General features: G+C 72.4%; 21 protein-coding genes. 8 read left to right on the top strand and 13 right to left on the bottom strand.

Features of this window, described 5'->3' with window-relative positions; translation table 11 throughout:
• Positions 1-133: 133 nt before the first annotated feature.
• A complete protein-coding gene (gene recO / locus ACL02U_RS27395) occupies positions 134-880 on the top strand; it encodes a DNA repair protein RecO (RefSeq protein WP_412793638.1) in 747 nt (248 codons plus the stop codon).
• Positions 881-913: 33 nt separating this feature from the next.
• The gene (locus tag ACL02U_RS27390; RefSeq protein WP_412793637.1) at positions 914-1,753 is read left to right on the top strand and encodes an isoprenyl transferase; all 840 of its coding nucleotides are present in this window, start codon (positions 914-916) and stop codon (positions 1,751-1,753) included.
• Between the two features lie 124 nt (positions 1,754-1,877).
• On the opposite strand, the gene ACL02U_RS27385 is transcribed toward ACL02U_RS27390, so the two are convergent.
• The gene (locus tag ACL02U_RS27385) at positions 1,878-2,288 is read right to left on the bottom strand and encodes a hypothetical protein (protein WP_412793636.1); all 411 of its coding nucleotides are present in this window, start codon (positions 2,286-2,288) and stop codon (positions 1,878-1,880) included.
• A 141-nt stretch (positions 2,289-2,429) separates the two neighbouring features.
• On the opposite strand from ACL02U_RS27385, the gene ACL02U_RS27380 reads away from it, so the two are divergent.
• Positions 2,430-3,005 (top strand): YdeI/OmpD-associated family protein, encoded by a 576-nt coding sequence (locus ACL02U_RS27380; RefSeq protein ID WP_412793635.1) that lies wholly within the window; start codon positions 2,430-2,432, stop codon positions 3,003-3,005.
• A gap of 138 nt (positions 3,006-3,143) precedes the next feature.
• Here ACL02U_RS27380 and ACL02U_RS27375 read toward each other — a convergent pair whose 3' ends face one another.
• The 4 genes from ACL02U_RS27375 to ACL02U_RS27360 all read right to left on the bottom strand — a co-directional run bounded on the left by ACL02U_RS27375 (position 3,144) and on the right by ACL02U_RS27360 (position 6,437).
• Positions 3,144-3,578 (bottom strand): Fur family transcriptional regulator, encoded by a 435-nt coding sequence (locus ACL02U_RS27375; protein ID WP_412793634.1) that lies wholly within the window; start codon positions 3,576-3,578, stop codon positions 3,144-3,146.
• A 69-nt stretch (positions 3,579-3,647) separates the two neighbouring features.
• On the bottom strand, positions 3,648-4,550 hold the full coding sequence (locus ACL02U_RS27370; RefSeq protein WP_412793633.1) for a metal ABC transporter permease: 903 nt from the start codon (positions 4,548-4,550) through the stop codon (positions 3,648-3,650).
• Between the two features lie 16 nt (positions 4,551-4,566).
• Positions 4,567-5,352 (bottom strand): metal ABC transporter ATP-binding protein, encoded by a 786-nt coding sequence (locus ACL02U_RS27365; RefSeq protein WP_412793665.1) that lies wholly within the window; start codon positions 5,350-5,352, stop codon positions 4,567-4,569.
• 116 nt (positions 5,353-5,468) lie between these two features.
• Positions 5,469-6,437, bottom strand: a complete 969-nt coding sequence (locus tag ACL02U_RS27360; RefSeq protein ID WP_412793632.1) for a metal ABC transporter substrate-binding protein — start codon at positions 6,435-6,437, stop codon at positions 5,469-5,471.
• Between the two features lie 162 nt (positions 6,438-6,599).
• Between ACL02U_RS27360 and ACL02U_RS27355 the strand changes: the two genes are divergently transcribed.
• Complete coding sequence (locus ACL02U_RS27355) at positions 6,600-7,982, top strand: glycine--tRNA ligase (RefSeq protein WP_412793631.1); 1,383 nt, start codon at positions 6,600-6,602, stop codon at positions 7,980-7,982.
• A gap of 203 nt (positions 7,983-8,185) precedes the next feature.
• Here ACL02U_RS27355 and ACL02U_RS27350 read toward each other — a convergent pair whose 3' ends face one another.
• From ACL02U_RS27350 to ACL02U_RS27325, 6 genes are all read right to left on the bottom strand, one after another.
• On the bottom strand, positions 8,186-8,407 hold the full coding sequence (locus ACL02U_RS27350; RefSeq protein WP_412793630.1) for a hypothetical protein: 222 nt from the start codon (positions 8,405-8,407) through the stop codon (positions 8,186-8,188).
• A complete protein-coding gene (locus tag ACL02U_RS27345) occupies positions 8,404-8,802 on the bottom strand; it encodes a hypothetical protein (protein WP_412793629.1) in 399 nt (132 codons plus the stop codon). The genes ACL02U_RS27350 and ACL02U_RS27345 overlap by 4 nt, the downstream gene beginning before the upstream one ends.
• 81 nt (positions 8,803-8,883) lie before the next feature.
• On the bottom strand, positions 8,884-10,350 hold the full coding sequence (locus tag ACL02U_RS27340) for a sensor histidine kinase (protein ID WP_412793628.1): 1,467 nt from the start codon (positions 10,348-10,350) through the stop codon (positions 8,884-8,886).
• The gene (locus ACL02U_RS27335) at positions 10,347-11,042 is read right to left on the bottom strand and encodes a response regulator transcription factor (protein WP_412793627.1); all 696 of its coding nucleotides are present in this window, start codon (positions 11,040-11,042) and stop codon (positions 10,347-10,349) included. Before ACL02U_RS27335 ends, ACL02U_RS27340 begins: the two co-directional genes overlap by 4 nt.
• A 182-nt stretch (positions 11,043-11,224) precedes the next feature.
• Positions 11,225-11,464, bottom strand: a complete 240-nt coding sequence (locus ACL02U_RS27330; protein WP_412793626.1) for a hypothetical protein — start codon at positions 11,462-11,464, stop codon at positions 11,225-11,227.
• A 133-nt stretch (positions 11,465-11,597) separates the two neighbouring features.
• Positions 11,598-13,064: an MFS transporter gene (locus ACL02U_RS27325; protein ID WP_412793625.1), complete on the bottom strand. Its 1,467-nt coding sequence runs from the start codon at positions 13,062-13,064 to the stop codon at positions 11,598-11,600.
• Positions 13,065-13,165: 101 nt separating this feature from the next.
• Between ACL02U_RS27325 and ACL02U_RS27320 the strand changes: the two genes are divergently transcribed.
• From ACL02U_RS27320 to ACL02U_RS27310, 3 genes are all read left to right on the top strand, one after another.
• Complete coding sequence (locus tag ACL02U_RS27320; protein ID WP_412793624.1) at positions 13,166-14,113, top strand: helix-turn-helix transcriptional regulator; 948 nt, start codon at positions 13,166-13,168, stop codon at positions 14,111-14,113.
• Positions 14,114-14,245: 132 nt separating this feature from the next.
• Positions 14,246-14,917: a Pr6Pr family membrane protein gene (locus ACL02U_RS27315; protein ID WP_412793623.1), complete on the top strand. Its 672-nt coding sequence runs from the start codon at positions 14,246-14,248 to the stop codon at positions 14,915-14,917.
• A gap of 188 nt (positions 14,918-15,105) precedes the next feature.
• Positions 15,106-15,936 (top strand): tetratricopeptide repeat protein, encoded by an 831-nt coding sequence (locus tag ACL02U_RS27310; protein ID WP_412793622.1) that lies wholly within the window; start codon positions 15,106-15,108, stop codon positions 15,934-15,936.
• 111 nt (positions 15,937-16,047) lie between these two features.
• Here ACL02U_RS27310 and ACL02U_RS27305 read toward each other — a convergent pair whose 3' ends face one another.
• Both ACL02U_RS27305 and ACL02U_RS27300 read right to left on the bottom strand, forming a co-directional pair.
• A complete protein-coding gene (locus ACL02U_RS27305) occupies positions 16,048-16,632 on the bottom strand; it encodes a hypothetical protein (protein ID WP_412793621.1) in 585 nt (194 codons plus the stop codon).
• Positions 16,633-16,652: 20 nt separating this feature from the next.
• Complete coding sequence (locus ACL02U_RS27300; RefSeq protein WP_412793620.1) at positions 16,653-16,859, bottom strand: hypothetical protein; 207 nt, start codon at positions 16,857-16,859, stop codon at positions 16,653-16,655.
• 377 nt (positions 16,860-17,236) lie between these two features.
• Here ACL02U_RS27300 and ACL02U_RS27295 point away from each other — a divergent pair, with 377 nt between their 5' ends.
• Positions 17,237-17,848, top strand: coding sequence for a DUF6338 family protein (locus ACL02U_RS27295; protein WP_412793619.1), 612 nt, complete (start codon positions 17,237-17,239; stop codon positions 17,846-17,848).
• Positions 17,849-17,850 lie beyond the last annotated feature (2 nt).

Here is a 17,850-nt window from a genome sequence, read left to right as displayed (position 1 = left end):
CTGACCGCCCTGACCGCCCTGACCGGGCTCACCGCTCGGACCGGTGCGCCCGGGACCGCGGAGCACACGCGGGCGGAGGGCGGGCGGGGGAGCGGGGTCCCGCGGACCGCGGCCGGTACGCGAGAATGGCCGCATGACTCTGTTCCGCGACGACGGCATCGTGCTGCGCACCCAGAAACTGGGTGAGGCGGACCGGATCATCACACTGCTCACGCGCGGTCACGGACGGGTACGCGCCGTGGCCCGCGGGGTGCGGCGGACCAAGTCGAAGTTCGGGGCCCGGCTGGAACCGTTCTCCCACGTCGACGTGCAGTTCTTCGCCCGGGGCGGCGAGCTGGTCGGGCGCGGGCTGCCGCTGTGCACGCAGAGCGAGACCATCGCGCCGTACGGCGGCGGGATCGTCGCCGACTACGCCCGGTACACCGCCGGGACGGCGATGCTGGAGACCGCCGAGCGTTTCACCGACCACGAGGGCGAGCCGGCCGTGCAGCAGTACCTGCTGCTGGTCGGCGGGCTGCGTACGCTGGCCCGCGGGGAGCACGCGCCGCACCTGGTGCTGGACGCGTTCCTGCTGCGGTCGCTGGCCGTCAACGGCTACGCGCCCAGCTTCGGCGACTGCGCGAAGTGCGGGATGCCGGGTCCGAACCGGTTCTTCTCGGTGGCCGCGGGCGGCTCGCTGTGCGCGGACTGCCGGGTGCCCGGCAGCGTGGTGCCCTCGCCGCAGACCCTTGAGCTGCTCGGCGCGCTGCTCACGGGAGACTGGGCCACCGCGGACGCGTGCGAGCCGCGGCACGTGCGGGAGGGCGGCGGGCTGGTCTCCGCCTACCTGCACTGGCACATGGAACGCGGGCTGCGCTCGCTGCGTTATGTGGAGAAGTAGGCCGTACGGCCGGAAAGAGGAGACGAGGGGCAGATGGTGGTACGCGGGTTCCTGGGGCGGCAGCGCCGCGAGTACGAGGCACCGGAGCCGCATCCGTCCGGTGCCCGCCCCCCGAAGCTGCCCGGTGAACTGGTCCCGGACCATGTCGCGATCGTCATGGACGGCAACGGCCGCTGGGCCAAGGGGCGCGGGCTGCCGCGCACCGAGGGGCACAAGGTCGGTGCCGAGCGGGTGCTCGACGTGCTCCAGGGCGCGATCGAGATGGGTGTGGGGAACATCTCGCTGTACGCCTTCTCCACGGAGAACTGGAAGCGCTCCCCGGAGGAGGTGCGCTTCCTGATGAACTTCAACCGCGACTTCATCCGCAAGTCCCGCGACCAGCTCGACGGGCTCGGGGTGCGGGTGCGCTGGGTGGGGCGGATGCCCCGGCTGTGGAAGTCGGTCGCCAAGGAGCTCCAGATCGCGCAGGAGCAGACCAAGGACAACGACCGGCTGACCCTGTACTTCTGCATGAACTACGGCGGCCGGGCGGAGATCGCGGACGCGGCGAAGGCGCTCGCCGAGGACGTGAAGGCGGGCCGCCTGGACCCGTCGAAGGTCACCGAGAAGACGTTGCAGAAGTACCTCTACTACCCGGACATGCCGGACGTGGACCTCTTCCTGCGGCCCAGTGGCGAGCAGCGCACCTCGAACTACCTGCTGTGGCAGAGCGCCTACGCGGAGATGGTCTTCCAGGACGTGCTGTGGCCGGACTTCGACCGCCGGGACCTGTGGCGGGCCTGCCTGGAGTTCGCTTCTCGGGACCGGCGGTTCGGCGGCGCCATCCCGAACGAGGAGCTGCTGGCGATGGAGGGGCGGCCCGCCGAGGACTGACCGGCCGCCGCCGGGCCTGGCGCCCCGGGCCGGGCGGCGCCGGGGTGGGTGGCGCCGGGGTGGGTGGACGCCACGGGAGCGGCCCCGCTCGCGTCCGAGCGGGGCCGTGCGCGGTACCTGTCGACTAGTGGTCGTTGAGGTAGGTGTAGCCCTTGCACTCGCTTTCCTTGCCGGCCTTGTAGCGGCAGAACAGGAAGGCGATCTTGCGGTTCTCCGGGAGGTTGTACTTGCCTCCCATGGCGGCCTTGCGGGTGGCGCAGCGGCCGTTTCCGCCGACGTAGAAGTCGTAGCGCTTGCCGCTGTAGAGCTTGTCGAGGTACACGAACATCTTCACCGCGTACCCGTCGGCGTCCTTGTCGCAGATGGTGACGACGTCGCCGTACTCGTTGAAGTATCCGGTGCCGCTCCAGCCGGATATCTTCCCGAAGACGTCCCCCGTGTGCATCGTGTGATCGGCCGCCGCCGCCGTGTTGGCGACGCCGAGGACGAGTGCTGCGCTCGCGGCGACGGCACCGGCCATACGTCCGAACTTCAAAACGTACTCCCCTGTTTTTCACGGCACTTGCGGTCTACAAGCGCCGATGATCATCATATGAACTCAAGATCACGGAAGAGTAACTCCGGCGCCGTGCCGGAACAGGTCGTACCGGGCGGCCGGATGTGGTTCGCTGCCAGAATGAGTCGAGACCTGGAGACCGTCGCTTTCGCATCCGCCGAGGCGTTCGAGGCGTGGCTCGGCGAGAACCACGCCGCCTCGCCCGGTATCTGGCTCAAGCTCCGCAAGAAGGGCCCGGGCATCACCGCCCTGGACTACGCCCAGGCACTCGACGTGGCGCTCTGCTACGGCTGGATCGACGGCCAGAAGGCCAAGGTCGACGATGAGTGGTGGCTCCAGCGCTTCACCCCGCGCAAGCCGAGGAGCAAGTGGTCCAAGGTCAATCGGGAGAAGGCGGCCGCCCTGGTCGAGCAGGGCCGGATGCGTCCGCCGGGGCAGGCCGAGGTCGACCGCGCGAAGGCGGACGGCCGCTGGGAGGCCGCCTACGACGGGGCGAGGACGGTCACGGTGCCGGACGATCTCGCGGCGGCCCTGAGCGCCGAGCCGGCCGCGGCGGCGTTCTTCGAGACCCTGGACCGGCAGAACCGCTACTCGATCCTCTACTGGATCCACGACGCCAAGAGGGCCGAGACCCGGGCGCGCCGCATCGAGAAGTACGTGGCGATGCTGGTGAAGGGCGAGAAGCCGCACCCGTAGGCGAAGCCGCACCCGCGGTCGCGCCGGGCGGCCGCAGCCGCGTACGGCCCGGCCCGCGGCGCGACCACCGCCCCGGCGGCGGCCGGGCGCGGTGCGGGCGGTCGACGGACGTCAGACGCGCCCGAGTCCGGCTCCCGGTCAGGCCCCCGGCCTCGAACGGGCCCCGCCGCGCGCGCAGTCCGCGCAGGTGCCGAAGATCTCCACGGTGTGGGCCACGTTGACGAAGCCGTGCTCGGCCGCGACGCCCTCCGCCCAGCGCTCCACGGCCGGTCCCTCCACCTCGACCGCCTTGCCGCAACCGCGGCAGACCAGGTGGTGGTGGTGCTCGCCGGTGGAGCAGCGGCGGTACACGGACTCCCCGTCGGCGGTGCGCAGCACGTCGACCTCGCCGGCGTCGGCGAGGGACTGGAGGGTGCGGTAGACGGTGGTGAGCCCGACGGAGTCGCCCTTGTGCTTGAGCATGTCGTGGAGGTCCTGCGCACTGCGGAACTCGTCGACCTCGCTCAGGGCCGCCGCCACGGCGGCACGCTGCCGGGTGGCGCGGCCCTTCACGGGCGGTCCAGCGGTCGTCACCGTTGCCTCCTCAACGTCTGCACACGTCCGGCCCTGCCGGGCCATTGTGCCAGTCCGCCCGGCGGCGGCTCAGACGCCGACCTCGTCGCCCGCCCTTCGGCCGGCGGGGATCACGCACTCCGCGGGGTCGCCGGCCGGGTGCGCGGCGGCGGCCGCCCGGGCGCGCCGCCGGGCCAGCGGAGCGGCCAGTGCGGTGAGCGCGAGGAACGCCGCGATGGTCAGCAGCACGATCGTCGCCCCGGGCGGCACGTCCGCGTAGTAGGAGGCGACGGTGCCGCCGAGGGAGGTGGAGACGCCGAGGGCCGCCGCGACGGCGAAGGTGGCCGCGAAGCTGCGGCTGAGCTGCTGGGCCGCCGCCACCGGCACCACCATCAGGGCCGATACCAGCAGCAGCCCGACCACGCGCATGGCGACCGTCACCGTCACCGCCGCGGTGACCGCGGTGAGCAGGTTCAGCGCGCGCACCGGCAGGCCCGTGACCCGGGCGAACTCCTCGTCCTGGCTGACCGCGAACAACTGCCGGCGCAGCAGCACGGTCGTCAGGATCACGAAGGCGGCGAGGACGCAGATCGCCCGCACGTCCTGCTCCGACACGGTCGACAGGGAGCCGAAGAGATAGGAGAGCAGGTTGGCGTTGCTGCCCTGCGGCGACAGGTTGATCAGCATCACGCCGCCCGCCATACCGCCGTAGAAGAGCATGGCGAGGGCGATGTCGCCGCGGGTCCTGCCGTACCAGCGGATCAGCTCCATGATCACCGCGCCGAGCACGGAGACCAGCGTGGCCATCCACACTGGGGACCAGGACATCACGAATCCCAGGCCGACGCCGGTCATCGCGACGTGGCCGATGCCGTCGCCCATGAGGGCCTGGCGGCGCTGGACGAGGTAGACGCCGATCGCGGGCGCGGTGATGCCGACGAGGACGGCGGCGAGGAGCGCCCGCTGCATGAAGGCGTAGTTCAGGAGGTCCATCGAGTCAGCGGTCCCGTCAGCTCAGCAGTCCGGTGCGGATCGGTTCGGCGCCCGCGGGCGCGTGCGGGTGCACGTGGTCGTGGCCGGGCAGGGCGTGCTGGCCGACCGCCCGCGGAGGCGGGCCGTCGTGTGCCACGCAGCCGTCGCGCAGGACGACCGCCCGGTCGATGAGGGGTTCCAGCGGGCCGAGTTCGTGCAGCACGAGCAGGACGGTCGTGCCGGCCGCCACCTGCCCGCGCAGGGTCCGCGCGAGGATCTCCTGGCTGTCCAGGTCGACGCCCGCCATCGGTTCGTCCATGACCAGCAGTTCGGGCTCGGCGGCGAGCGCGCGGGCGATGAGCACCCGCTGGTGCTGGCCGCCGGAGAGGGCGTTGACGGAGTCCTTCGCGCGGTCCGCCATACCGACCAGGCCCAGGGCGCCGCGCACCGCCTCGCGGTCGGACCGGCGCAGGATGCCGAACCGGGTGCGGGACAGCCGCCCGGAGGCGACGATCTCGGTGACCGTCGCCGGTACCCCGCCCGCGGCCGTGGTGCGCTGCGGTACGTAGCCCACGCGCCGCCAGTCGCGGAAGCGGCGCCGGTCCGTGCCGAACAGTTCGATCGTGCCGGCGGTCACCGGCACCTGGCCGATGATGCTGCGCACGGCCGTCGACTTGCCGGAGCCGTTCGCGCCGAGCAGCGCGACCACCTCGCCCCGCCGCACGGTGAGGTCGATACCGCGCAGGACGGGGCGGGAGCCCAGTTCGGCCCGCACGCCGCGCAGCGAGACGACGGTTTCGGGTGCCGGGCGGGGGCGTTCCACCCGGCCGGCGCCGCCGCGGGTCTCCGTCCGGCCGGTCGTGCCGGTGCTTTCGGCGGGGCCGGTGGTGCCGGGGTTCTCCGCGGGGCCGGTGGTGCCGGGGTGCTGCGTCGGGTCGGTCACTTCGCCCCCAGGGCGGTCCGCAGGGCCTTCAGGTTGGCCTGCATGACCTGGAAGTAGTCGTGGCCGCGGGACCGGTCGGTGATGCCCTCGATCGGGTCGAGGACGTCGGTCCGCAGATCCGCGTCCCGGGCGATGGTCCGGGCGGTCTTGTCGCTGACCAGGGTCTCGTAGAAGACGGTGGAGACGCCGTCGGCCTTCGCCAGCTCCTCCAGGTCCTTCACGCGCGAGGCGCTGGGCTCGGACTCCGGGTCGAGCCCGTTGACGGCCTCCTCGGTCAGCCCGTAGCGCTCGGCGAGGTAGCCGAAGGCGGCGTGGGTGGTGAGGAAGACCTTGGACGAGGTGTGCGCCAGGCCGTCCTTGAACGCGGTGTCCAGGGTGTGGAGTCTGCCGAGCAGCGCCGAGGTGTTCTTCCGGTAGTCCGCCGCGTGGTCCGGGTCGGCCTTCTCGAAGGCGCGGCCGACGCCTTTGGCGACCTCGGCGTACCTCACCGGGTCGAGCCAGATGTGCGGGTCCAGTGCGGCCTCTTCGGTGCCGTGCTCGTGGTCGTGCTCGGCCGCGTGGCCGCCGACCTCGTTGCCGTGGGCCTCCAGGGAGGTCAGCGAGGCCGCGTCGATCTTCGTGCGGACGTCGGACTGGGCGATGGCGTCGTCGACGGCCGGCTGGAGGTTCCTCAGGTAGAGCACCGCGTCGGCCTTCTCGATCCGCACCCGCTGCTTGACGCTGAGTTCCAGGTCGTGCGGCTCCTGGCCGGGCTCGGTGAGGCTGGTGACGTGCACGTGGCCGCCGCCGATCTGCTCGGCCAGGAAGGCCATCGGATAGAACGACGCGACGACGTCGAAGGTACCCGCGCCGCCCGTGCCGTCGGCGGCCGCGGAGTCGGTGGAGCAGGCGGTGAGGGTGCCGAGACCGAGTGCGGTGACCGCCGCGAGGGCCAGTCCGGGTATGAGCTGCCGTCGTTTGTTCATGACAGTCATTTTCAACAAAGATGGAAACCGTTGTCAACAAGCGGGTCGGGGGGCCGTCGGGCAGGGGCCGATTTGGCCCGGGGGGAGGCGGCGCCGGTACGCTGAAGCATTCGCTGGAAGCGTCTCCGCTTCGTCGCCCGTCGTCGTAATGAAGAGAGCACCGTGGCCGCCGACAAGATCGACACCATCGTCAACCTGAGCAAGCGCCGTGGCTTCGTTTTCCCGTGCAGTGAGATCTACGGCGGCCAGCGTGCCGCCTGGGACTACGGACCGCTGGGTGTCGAGCTCAAGGAGAACATCAAGCGCCAGTGGTGGCGCTACATGGTGACCTCGCGCGAGGACGTCGTCGGTATCGACTCGTCCGTGATCCTGGCCCCCGAGGTCTGGGTCGCCTCCGGCCACGTCGCGACCTTCACCGACCCGCTCACCGAGTGCACCGCCTGCCACAAGCGGTTCCGCGCGGACCACCTGGAGGAGGCCTACGAGGAGAAGAAGGGCCGCGCCCCGGAGAACGGCCTCGCCGACGTCAACTGCCCCAACTGCGGCAACAAGGGCCAGTTCACCGAGCCCAAGCAGTTCTCGGGCCTGCTGTCCACCCACCTCGGCCCCACCCAGGACTCCGGCTCCATCGCCTACCTGCGCCCCGAGACCGCCCAGGGCATCTTCACCAACTTCGGCCAGGTGCAGACCACTTCGCGCCGCAAGCCGCCGTTCGGCATCGCGCAGATGGGCAAGTCCTTCCGCAACGAGATCACGCCGGGCAACTTCATCTTCCGCACCCGCGAGTTCGAGCAGATGGAGATGGAGTTCTTCGTCAAGCCGGGCGAGGACGAGAAGTGGCACGAGTACTGGATGGAGCAGCGCTGGAGCTGGTACACCGGCCTGGGTCTCCGTGAGGAGAACATGCGCTGGTACGACCACCCGAAGGAGAAGCTCTCCCACTACTCCAAGCGCACCGCCGACATCGAGTACCGCTTCCAGTTCGGCGGCGGCGAGTGGGGCGAGCTGGAGGGCGTCGCCAACCGCACCGACTACGACCTCTCCTCCCACTCCAAGGCCTCCGGCCAGGACCTGTCCTACTTCGACCAGGAGGCCGGCGAGCGCTGGACCCCCTACGTCATCGAACCGGCGGCCGGCGTCGGCCGCACCATGCTGGCCTTCCTCCTCGACGCCTACGTCGAGGACGAGGCGCCCAACGCCAAGGGCAAGCTGGAGAAGCGGACGGTGCTGCGCCTGGACCACCGGCTGGCGCCGGTGAAGGTCGCCGTGCTGCCGCTGTCCCGCAACCCGGAGCTCTCCCCGAAGGCCAAGGGCCTCGCCCAGGCGCTGCGCCAGAACTGGAACATCGAGTTCGACGACGCCGGCGCCATCGGCCGCCGCTACCGCCGCCAGGACGAGATCGGCACGCCGTACTGCGTGACGGTCGACTTCGACACCCTGGACGACAACGCGGTCACCGTCCGCGAGCGTGACTCGATGAAGCAGGAGCGGGTCTCCCTGGACCAGATCGAGGGCTACCTCGCCGGCCGCCTGGCCGGCTGCTGACCCGACCGGCCCCCGCGCCCGTCGTTCGCCGCCCCCTGCCGATCGCGATCCGATCGGCAGGGGGCGGCGCGTTTCCTCGGCCCGGTCCCGCTGCTCACGGAGTGAGCGGGGAGGCCGGGGGCGGGCCGTGCGTGCCGGGCGGGAATCTTGATCGGGAAGGTCGATCGCGAAGGCCGATCGGCCCCACCGCCCGGCAGCGCCCGTCAGTCGTCCTGCGCGGCGTCCTGCTCCGCCGATGCCGCCGCGGACTCGGCCGCGTTCACCTTCTGCAGCATCTGCTCATAGCCCGAGGGCGTGGTGGCCGAGGAAGGTGCCGACGAGGTCGCCGGGGACGCGGTGTTCCGGGGCGCGCAGCCCGCGGTGACCGCCGCGAGTAGGGCCGCCGCGGGAAGCGCGCAGGCGGCCGCCCGGCGTGCCCGAGTCACTTCGCCGCCTTGCCGCCGCCGTTGTCCCGGCACCAGGTCCGCACGTCCGCCAGGTCCTTCTGCCGCTGCGGGAGGGAGGCCGCCAGCGATTTGCGGAAGGCGAGCCGGTCCTTCAGCAGCGCGGCGACCTCCTGGTGGCCGGCCTTCTCCGCGTTGTCCACACGCTGCTGCAGCCGGGCCACCGAACCGCGCGCGCCGGCGCCGGCGTCCAGCCGCTTCAGGGCCCGGTCGATCCGCCGCTCCAGCTTGGGCACCCGCTTGCACAGCTTCGCGGCTCCGTCGCCGGTCGGCGCCGGCGCCGGTGTGCCCTCGGCCGCGGCCACCCCGGTGGTGCCCGCCAGCACCGCTGCCGCGGCGAGCCCGACCAGCAGGGTGCGCCGTCGTCGTACCCACATCCTTGCCTCCGTTTCCCGGGCGGCCGCACCGGCCGCCCGACGGTCGCGCCGGACGATCCGTTCCGTCCGGCGCGACGGACGCTAGGAAGGGTCTTTGTGGGAACTCTGTGGCCGGTTCGCGCCGGCCGTTCCGATCAGCCAGTCGCGCCGTTCGGGCGGGGCGGCAGCCACACCCGCCGGCAGCCGCACCTCGAAACGCGCCCCCACGCCGTGCGGGCCGTCCGCCACGGTGACGGTCCCCCGGTGCAGCGCCGCCTGCTGGGCCACGAGCGTGAGACCGAGCCCGGAACCCTCGCTGTCCGGCCCCCGCCGGAACCGGTCGAACACGCGCTGCCGCAGGTCCGGCGGGACCCCCGGCCCACCGTCGTCCACCGTCACCACGGCCCGTTCTCCCGCATGCCGCACCGCGATCGACACGACCGCCCGGCCCCGGGCGTCCCTGCCGTGGACCAGCGCGTTGGCCAGCAGGTTGTCGAGCAGCAGGCGCAGGCCGGGCTCCCAGCCGTGCACCGTGACCCCGGGGGCCGCGTCCAGGGCGATCCGGGCGCCGGGGGCCCGGCGCCGGGCCTCGGCGACCGCGGCGTCGGCGATCTCGGTGAGGTCCACGGCCCGGAACGCCTCCGCCTCCACCAGGTCCGCGCGCCCCAGTTCGCGCAGCATCACCAACAGGTGCAGCAGGCGGGCGTGTTCGCGGCGCAGATCGGTGAGCACCTCGGTGCGGTCCGGGTCCGGGAGGTCGGGGTGCGCGGCGAGGATGTCGAGGTTGGTGCCCAGGCTCATCAGCGGCGTGCGCAGTTCGTGCGCCGCCGCCGCCGAGAACGAGCGTGCCGTCTCCAGCGCCTCGGCGGTGCGGCCGGCCTGCTCGTCGTAGCGGGCGAGCACGGTGCTCACGGTGGCCGCGAGATCGTCCACCTCGGTCACCCCCGTCCGCCGGTGGTACGGACGGGCGCTGCTCGTCCGGGGGTCGAGTCCCGCGGTACGCCGGGTGAGGCGGCGCAGAGGTCCGGTGGCACCGGCCGCCAGACCCCAGGCGATGAGGCCGGACAACGGGGCGGCCAGCAGCGTGATCAGCAGCACGCGGCGGCGCACCAACCGGAGTTGGCCGCGGTCGGCGCTGTCCGGCGAGAACACCCACAGGGTGCCCGTGGCGTCGGCGGTGCGGACCTGCCGGGACAGCGCCCGCCAACCGGTGCCGCCCGCCCGGACGGTGACCGGACCGGCCGCCCTCGCGGGCAGCGGCACCGAGGCCGCGGGCTGCGGGCCGCCCTGGAAGGTGGCGTCCGGCCCGATGACGCGGATGCCCACATCGAGGGCGGCGCTGTAGAGCCGGCGCTCGCTGAGGTCGGCCGCCCTGGGCCGGTCGGCGGTGCTGGCGCGCAGCAGGGCGCGGGCGTCCGGCGCGAGGGTTGCCGCGCGCTGCCGGAGCTGCCGGTCCTGGGCGCTGTGCAGGTCGCGGGCGACCAGATGCAGCAGCAGCCAGCCGAAGGCGAGCACCAGCAGCGGCACGGTGCAGCCCACCGCGAGCCCGATGCGCGTCGACAGTCTCACGGCGCCTCCCGCAGGACGAAACCCACCCCGCGCACGGTGTGGACGAGCCGCCGCCCCCCGTCCGCCTCCAACTTGCGCCGCAGATAGCTGACGAAGGTGTCGACGGCGTCGGTGCGCACGTCGAAGTCGTAGCCCCACACCCGCTCCAGGAGCTGGTCGCGGGTGAGGACGAGACCGGCGTTGCGGGCGAGGACCTCCAGCAGTTCGAACTCCCTGCGGGTCAGCTCCAGCGACCGCCCGTCCCGCTCGGCGGTACGTGCCGCCGGGTCGATCACCAGGCCCGCCACCCGCAGCACCTCCCGTCCGGTGGGCGGCCGGCGGCGCAGCAGCGCGTGCAGCCGCAGCACGAGTTCCTGCAGGGCGAACGGCTTCACCAGGTAGTCGTCGCCGCCCGCCTGGAGACCCGCGATACGGTCGGCGGTCTCGTCGAGCGCGGAGAGCATCAGCACCGGCAGGTCCCGGCCGGCGTCACGGAGCCGGGTGCACACCTCGATGCCGCTCATACCGGGCATCGACACGTCCAGGACGAGCACGTCCGGCGGTGCGTCCCCGACGGCGGCGAGCGCCTCGGGACCACTGCCCGCGGTGCGTACCGCGAAGCCGCTCAGCCGCAGTCCGCGCTCCAGCGAGCGACGGATCGCCGCATCGTCGTCGACGACCAGGACGGCTCCCTGACCTGCCGTGTCCCCCATGCGCCCCTCCCGAGAAATGCGTCGGGCAAGAGTACGACCCCTGCCGGGCGGCGACAGCCGTCGCGCGGCATCCCGGTCGGGGGGACACGGTGGTGCGGCGGCGCAGCGGGAACGCGCGCGACGCCCTGCGGCAGGTGGCCGCGGCGGTCTGCGGCGCGTGGCGGAGGCCGGGCGCCCGGCGCTCAGCCCTCCGCCGGCGTCGCCCGCTGCGCCGCCCCGGGTGCCGCCGGGTCCACCGTCGCCTGGTGGGCCCCGGCCAGATGCTCCTCGGCCTTCAGCCACGGCAGGAACTGCGCCCCGCGCCGCCAGCCGCAGGTGTCGCAGCTCAGGGTGCGCCGGCCGCCGGTGCGGCCCACCCGGACGACGTGCCGGCGCCCGTGCCGGTCCCAGCGGCGGACCTCGCTCGTGTCGATCTGCTGCATGACGCCTCCCGCGGTCGTCCCGGTCGTCCCACCCGTACGCACGGACACAGTTGCTCGCGCAGCAAGGAGTGTGCAGCAAGAACAACATCAACGGGGCGCCCGTGCGGCAGAGCCGGTCCGGCCGCGGGCCGGCTCAGTCGAGCGTGCGCGGCAGCCGCAGACTCAGCAGCCCGGTCAGCGCCACTCCCGCCAGCTGCACCAGCAGCGTCGTGACCAGCGCGTCCCGCATGCCCTGCCCGGGCACCAGGGAGAGGAACAGGGTGCCGAGGGTGGCCACGCCGAGCGCCAGGGACGACTGGTGGGTGGTGGTCATCACACCGCTGCCGACCCCTGCCCGCTCGGCCGGCACCTCCGACATCACCACCCGGAAGATCACCGGCAGTTGCAGTGCCTGCCCCGCCCCGGCCACCGCCGTCCCCGGCAGCAGCGCGACGAAGCCCAGGTCCGGCCAGGACCGGTGGGCGGCCATCGCGATCAGCGCCACGCCCACCGCCTGCAGCGCGGAACCGGCCGTCACCACCCGCGTGCCGAACCGGGCGATCAGCCGCGGACCGACCAGCGAGAACACGAAGAACACCACCGCCAGCGGTGCCAGCGCCAACCCCGCGGCGACCGGGCCCAGCCCGGCGCCCTGCTGCAGGGCTACCGCGATGACGAACATGAAGCCGCTGAAACCGACCGAGAACGGCAGGATCAGCAGCAGTCCCCGGCGCAGCGACACCAGGGCGAACAGGCTCGGCGGCACCAGCGGCGTACGGCCCAGCCGGTCGGCACGCCGCTCCACCGTCCAGAACGCGGCCGCCGCGAACGGGAACGCGGCCAGGGACAGCCACGTCCACAGCGGCCAGCCCGCCGCCCGCCCCTCGGTCAGCGGGACCAGCAGGGTCAGCAGCGCCACCGCGAGCAGGACGGTGCCGAGTCCGTCCACCGGCTCGGGACGCGGCGAGCGGGTCTCCGGCACGTACCGCGCGGCCAGCAGCAGGCCGACCGCCACCACCGGCACGTTCACCAGGAACACCGAGCGCCAGCCGCTGCCCGCGAGATCGGCGGCGACCAGGACGCCGCCGAGGACCTGCCCGGCCACCATCGCCAGTCCCGCGGTGGCGCCGTACAGGCCCATCGCCTTCGCCCGGCGCGCTCCGGCGGTCGTGGCCTGGACGGTGGCCAGCACCTGCGGCAGCATCACGGCCGCCGCGACGCCCTGCGCCACCCGGGCCGCCACCAGGGCCCAGGCGGACGGCGCCAGCCCGCAGGCCAGCGAGGTCAGGCCGAAGGCGGCCATGCCGGCGAGGAAGAGGCGGCGCCGGCCGAAGAGGTCGCCGAGGCGGCCGCCGAGGACGAGGAGGACCGCGTAGGCGACGCCGTACCCGGCGACGACGAGTTCGAGGACCGACTCGCCCGCCGCGAGGTCCCGGCCCATGGTGGGCAGGGCGACGTTGACGATGAAGAAGTCGACCAGGGGCAGTGCCGCCGCCAGCAGCACCGTGAACAGGCCCGCGCCGGTGAGCGCGGGCGGCGCCGCCGGAGCGGCTCGCAGGGAACGGGAAGCCCGTAGGGAACGGGAAGCTCGCAGGGAACGGGAAGTGAGGGTCTCGGTCACGTCCTCGAGCCTGCGCCGACACTCAGAGGGGTACCAGAGTGTGCTTGTCCTGGTACAAGAAGTACCTGGAAACATGCTCCGCCGGCAGGCAGGCTGGCATCATGACGACCGTGGCCCCGCAGACGCACACGCAGGCGCAGGCGCAGGCGCAGACGCACACGCAGGCGCAGACGGAGTCCGCCGGCCCCGACCCCGCCCGGCGCGGGGCGGAGATCAGGCGGCACGAACTGGGCGCCTTCCTGCGCAGCCGCCGCGAGCGCATCGACCCCGAGCAGGTCGGCCTGCCCCGCGGCCGGCGGCGGCGCACCCCCGGCCTGCGCCGCGAGGAGGTGGCCCAGCTCTCCTCGGTCGGCGTCACCTGGTACACCTGGCTGGAGCAGGCCCGCCCGATCCAGGTCTCCGTCCAGGTCCTGGACGCCCTCGCCCGCACCCTCATGCTCGACCCGACCGAGCGGGCCCACCTCTTCCAGCTCGCCGGTGCCGTGGACCCCACGCCCGCCCGCGACTGCCCCTCGGTCACCCCCGCGCTGCGGACCGTGCTGGAGCAACTGGAACCGCTCCCGGCCTGCATCCAGAACAGCCGCTACGACATCCTCGCCTACAACCGCACCTTCGGACTGCTGCTGTGCGACCTCGACGAGGTCCCGCGCGAGGACCGCAACTGCATGATCCTCTCCTACACGAACGAGGAGTGGCGCTCGACGCTGGTGCACCTCCAGGAGGCGCAGCGGATCATGGCCGCCCGCTTCCGCGCCGCGATGGCCGGACATCTCGGCGAGCCCGCCTGGAAGATGCTGCTCAAGCGGCTGCGCGAGCAGTCGGCGGAGTTCCGCGAGGCCTGGGACCGCCACGAGGTCGTCGCCCACCGCAGCAAGCGCAAGGAGCTGCGCAACCGCCACGTCGGCCGCGTCATCCTCGACCAGACCGACCTGTGGCTGAACCCGGAAGTCGGCGCGCGGATGGTGACGTACGCGCCGGCGGACGAGGAGTCGCGGGCCCGCGTCGAGAAGCTGCACGCCCTCGCCCTGGAGCGGCACGGCACCCGGTGACGGTGGGCGGTGCCGCGCTCACGTCCGGTCGAACCTCCAGGTCAAGGCCTTCCACTCCCGATTACCGCTCGGTAGGGTGCGCGAGTGGCGCGCGGGCGCCCCGGTGAGCGAACCGACCGAGTGGAGTCACAGATGAGGGTCTGGAGCCGTGCGTCGTTCTGGTGGCGTCTGGCGGTCGCGCTGAGCGCCGGTACGGGTCTCGTGACCGGGACCGCCTCGCTGGTCTACTTCACGGTCCAGAGCAACGTCATCGCCTTCGGCTACTTCGGGGCAGCCGTCTACTGGATGCTCAAGCGGAACTCCACCGAAGCGCCGGCCCCCCGCCTGCGGGGAGCGGTGACGCTCTACCTCCTGATCACCGCGCTGGTCGCGCACTTCGTCCTCAACCACGGCGCCAATCCGCTGCCCGGACTCGGCCCCGGCCCGGACCGGCTGGCCAACTGGTCCACCTTCTTCCTGCACTACATCACGCCCGTACTGGTCATGATCGACTGGCTGGTACTGCGTCCGCGCAACGCCTCGCACCTGCGTGACGTCCCGCTCTGGCTCGCCTTCCCGCTGACCTACGCCGCGGTCACCCTCGCCCGGGCGGCGATGTTCCCGCACTTCCCCAACAAGTACCCGTACTTCTTCCTGGACGCGGACAAGCACGGCTACGGCTGGGTCGGCCTGCAGGTCCTCCAGCTCACCGTCGGATTCACCGCCCTGGCGCTGCTGGTGGTGGCACTCGACCGCCTCGGCTCGATGTCGGCGGGACGCCTCCTTATCCGCCGCTCGCCCCAGCCTCTCGCCGAGCAGCCCTGACCCGGGCAGCCCGGCTGCCCGCGCCCTCCCGGAGGCGTCGAAGGGGCCATGGCCCAGGGCTTCTCCGGCGTGGTCCGGACGGATGGACGTCTCCAGGCTCGGCAGCCTGATCCGACGATGACGGGGGCCATCCACCCGGCTCTCGCCCCCTCGTCGGACTGACGTGTGCACATCTCTATGCTCCGGGCATGAAACTCTTCGGGCGACGCGGCCGAAAAGAAGGCGCCGAGCAGAAGGTGCGGCCCTCTCTGGCCGATGCCGTGGACCTGTATCGAGCCGGGCACTATGCGGAGGCTGAAGCAGCGGCCCGCGCCGTGGCCTCCTTCCGGTCCTGGCCGCGCGAGGAGGCGCCGCAGGCCCTGAGCATCGCTGCGATGGCAACGGGCGCCCAGGGCCGCCACGCCGAGGCCGCCGACGCGTACGACGCACTACTGCCGGTCTTCGGAAGGATCTTCGGCGCCGAACATCCACAGACCTTGAGACTGCGCTCGAACCGTGCCCAGGTGCTGGCCGTGCTCTCCCGGCACACCGAGTGCGAGGCGGAGTGCACGGCCCTCGCCCGGGCTGCCGCCCGTGGCAGAGGGAGGGGGATGCGGCTCATCGCGATGGCCGCCCAGAACGGATTGATCTACGCCCTCAACGGGCAGGGCCGCCACCTGGAAGCCGAGACGCTTGCCCGCGAGGCCCTCGCCGGCCATCGGGGACCGGATCGGTTCATCCTGGGCCTGCGGCTCGGTCTGGCCCGCAGCCTCAACGGCCAGGCCCGCCACGAGGAGGCGCTCGCCGAGGCGCAGCGTGCCGACGGGCTGCACCGCAACCTGCCTGAGGATCAGCGCCGTCCGGAAGTCGGCGCCGTCGAGCTGGCCATGGCCACCTCCCTCCGAGGGTTGGGCCGCGGCACCGAGGCCCGTACCTGGGCCGCGGCCGCCTATGACGGCTGCCTGGTCGTCTTCGGCCAGGACCACTACCGCACCACCGAGGCCCGAGCGCTGCTCGACCGCATCCTCGACGGCGCCTGATCGACCGGGTCGGGGCCACCACCCGGGCCGGCATGCCTCCGGAGGAGGCGGCACCGTACGTGGTGTCGGCGGGCACCGCCCCTCCGGCTCGGCCGGTGCTGCGCGGGGCGGTCAGTCCAGCGGCTTGAGCTGCGAGCGGCGGATCTCGTGGGTGATCTGCGGGGACCCCACCGGCTCGCCGTTCTGGACGACGTAGTACCCCTTGTCGGGATTGGCCTCGGCCCAGAGCTGGAAGAAGTCAGCCCCGGCCCGGGTGGCGTAGTTGGCCACGTTGTATCCCCGACTGACGGCGACGGCCCTGTCCCAGATCTGGTCGACCGTCTGGTACGAGTGGTGGTCCATCTCGCCCGTCCCCAGGTCGACGCGCTTGACGTTCGCCGTCCTCCGTTTGCCGCGGATGGCCTTGATCTGCGCGGCGAACATGATGGTGTAGCCGAGCTCCATCGCCACGTTCTCGGTGCCGTGCACGGCGTGTCCCAACGCGCCGGGGTTGTAGACGAGCTCGAGCGGGCCGTTGTCCTGCTGGACGATGAAGCGGCGGGCTATCGGGTTGTGCGCGTGCAGGAACCGGTCGTGCGGGACGGCCAGGTACTGGACGTCCTCCACGACGAGGTCGGCTCGCTGCCCACTGGCGAGGGTGACGGGCACGTGATGCGCCTTGTGGGCTGCCAGTACCCCCGGGTGTTCACCGGCCATGACTGCTACCCCGTTCTTCCTCAGGATCGAGTGGAGTTGAAGTTGACCGCCGCGGCCTTCGAACCCTGCGTCTTGACCGCGACGTTGTACGTGACGCCCGACAGGTCGGTGAAGTCGAACCTCCAGGCCGACAGCGGCTCGTCGTATTCGTCGAAGACCAGCGAAAGACTCTCCGGGTCGTCGATCTCGTAGTGTTCGGCGACGCGCTGCCGGGCGAACGCGACCACCAGGGACCTGCTCGGGCCCCGGGCCGGCGACGAGTCGGCTCCGCCGGCTCCGCTCGGGGTTCCCGCCCGGGATGCGGCGCTGCCCGGGGCCGCACCGGCGCCCACGTGGCCCGCACCGCCGGCGCCCGGCCCGGCCTCCCGCGCCGCTCCGCCACCGGACCCGCCTCCTGTTCCGTGCCCGGACCCCGCCGTGTCGTCGGACCGGGCCTGCGACGATTTCTTCTCCTTCCGCCGGTCCAGGTACTGGCGTGTAGGCGGTCCGGTGAGCCCTCACGGGATTGCGGCGGGAGCTGTCCGGACATGCCCAAGTCGGTTGGCGGAGAGGGGGCTTGTGCCACACTGGCCAGACTGGCAGCTGTGCTTTCCGGGGGGTTCGGATGGGGGGAGCGCCGTCCACGGTCGCCCAGTTGGCGCTGATCGTCATGGCTGTCCTGCCCGGCGTGACCTATCAGCTGGTGAGGGAGCGTCAGCTCGGCACGGATCCCGGTGAACAGGTGCTGACCGAGCGGGTGCTGCGCGCCCTCACCGCCTCCGTGGCGCTGGACTCCCTGTACGCGGTGGTCCTGGCGCCCTGGATCGTCGGCAACGTCGAGGGCGGGGTGCGCCTCACTGAGGACTCCGGGCAGCTCCGCTGGGCGGGGGCGATGTGTCTGGCGCTCGTCTTCCTGGTGCCGGCGGTCTCCGCGTGGACGGTGTCCGCGGTGCGGCTGCGCAGATGGCAGGGCAGCTACGTGGGAACGCCGAGCGCCTGGGACCAGGTCTTCCGGAACCTCCCCGCGTCCTACGTCAGGGCCCGGATGAAGGACGGCACCTGGGTCGGAGGCTGGTACGGCCCGGCGCTCTTCGCCACCGCCTACCCGCGGCCCCCCGAGCTGTACCTGGAATTGGCCTGGGAGATGGGACGGGACGGCTCCTTCGTCGCGGCGGTGCACCGGACGCGGGGGGTCCTGCTCAACGGCTCGGAGTTCGACATTCTCGAGATCCTTTAGTA

It is taken from the genome of Streptomyces sp. MS06, assembly GCF_047200655.1.
GTDB lineage: Bacteria > Actinomycetota > Actinomycetes > Streptomycetales > Streptomycetaceae > Streptomyces.
Note: the sequence above shows the minus strand (reverse complement) of the source record. Positions and strands in the feature narration are given on the sequence as shown.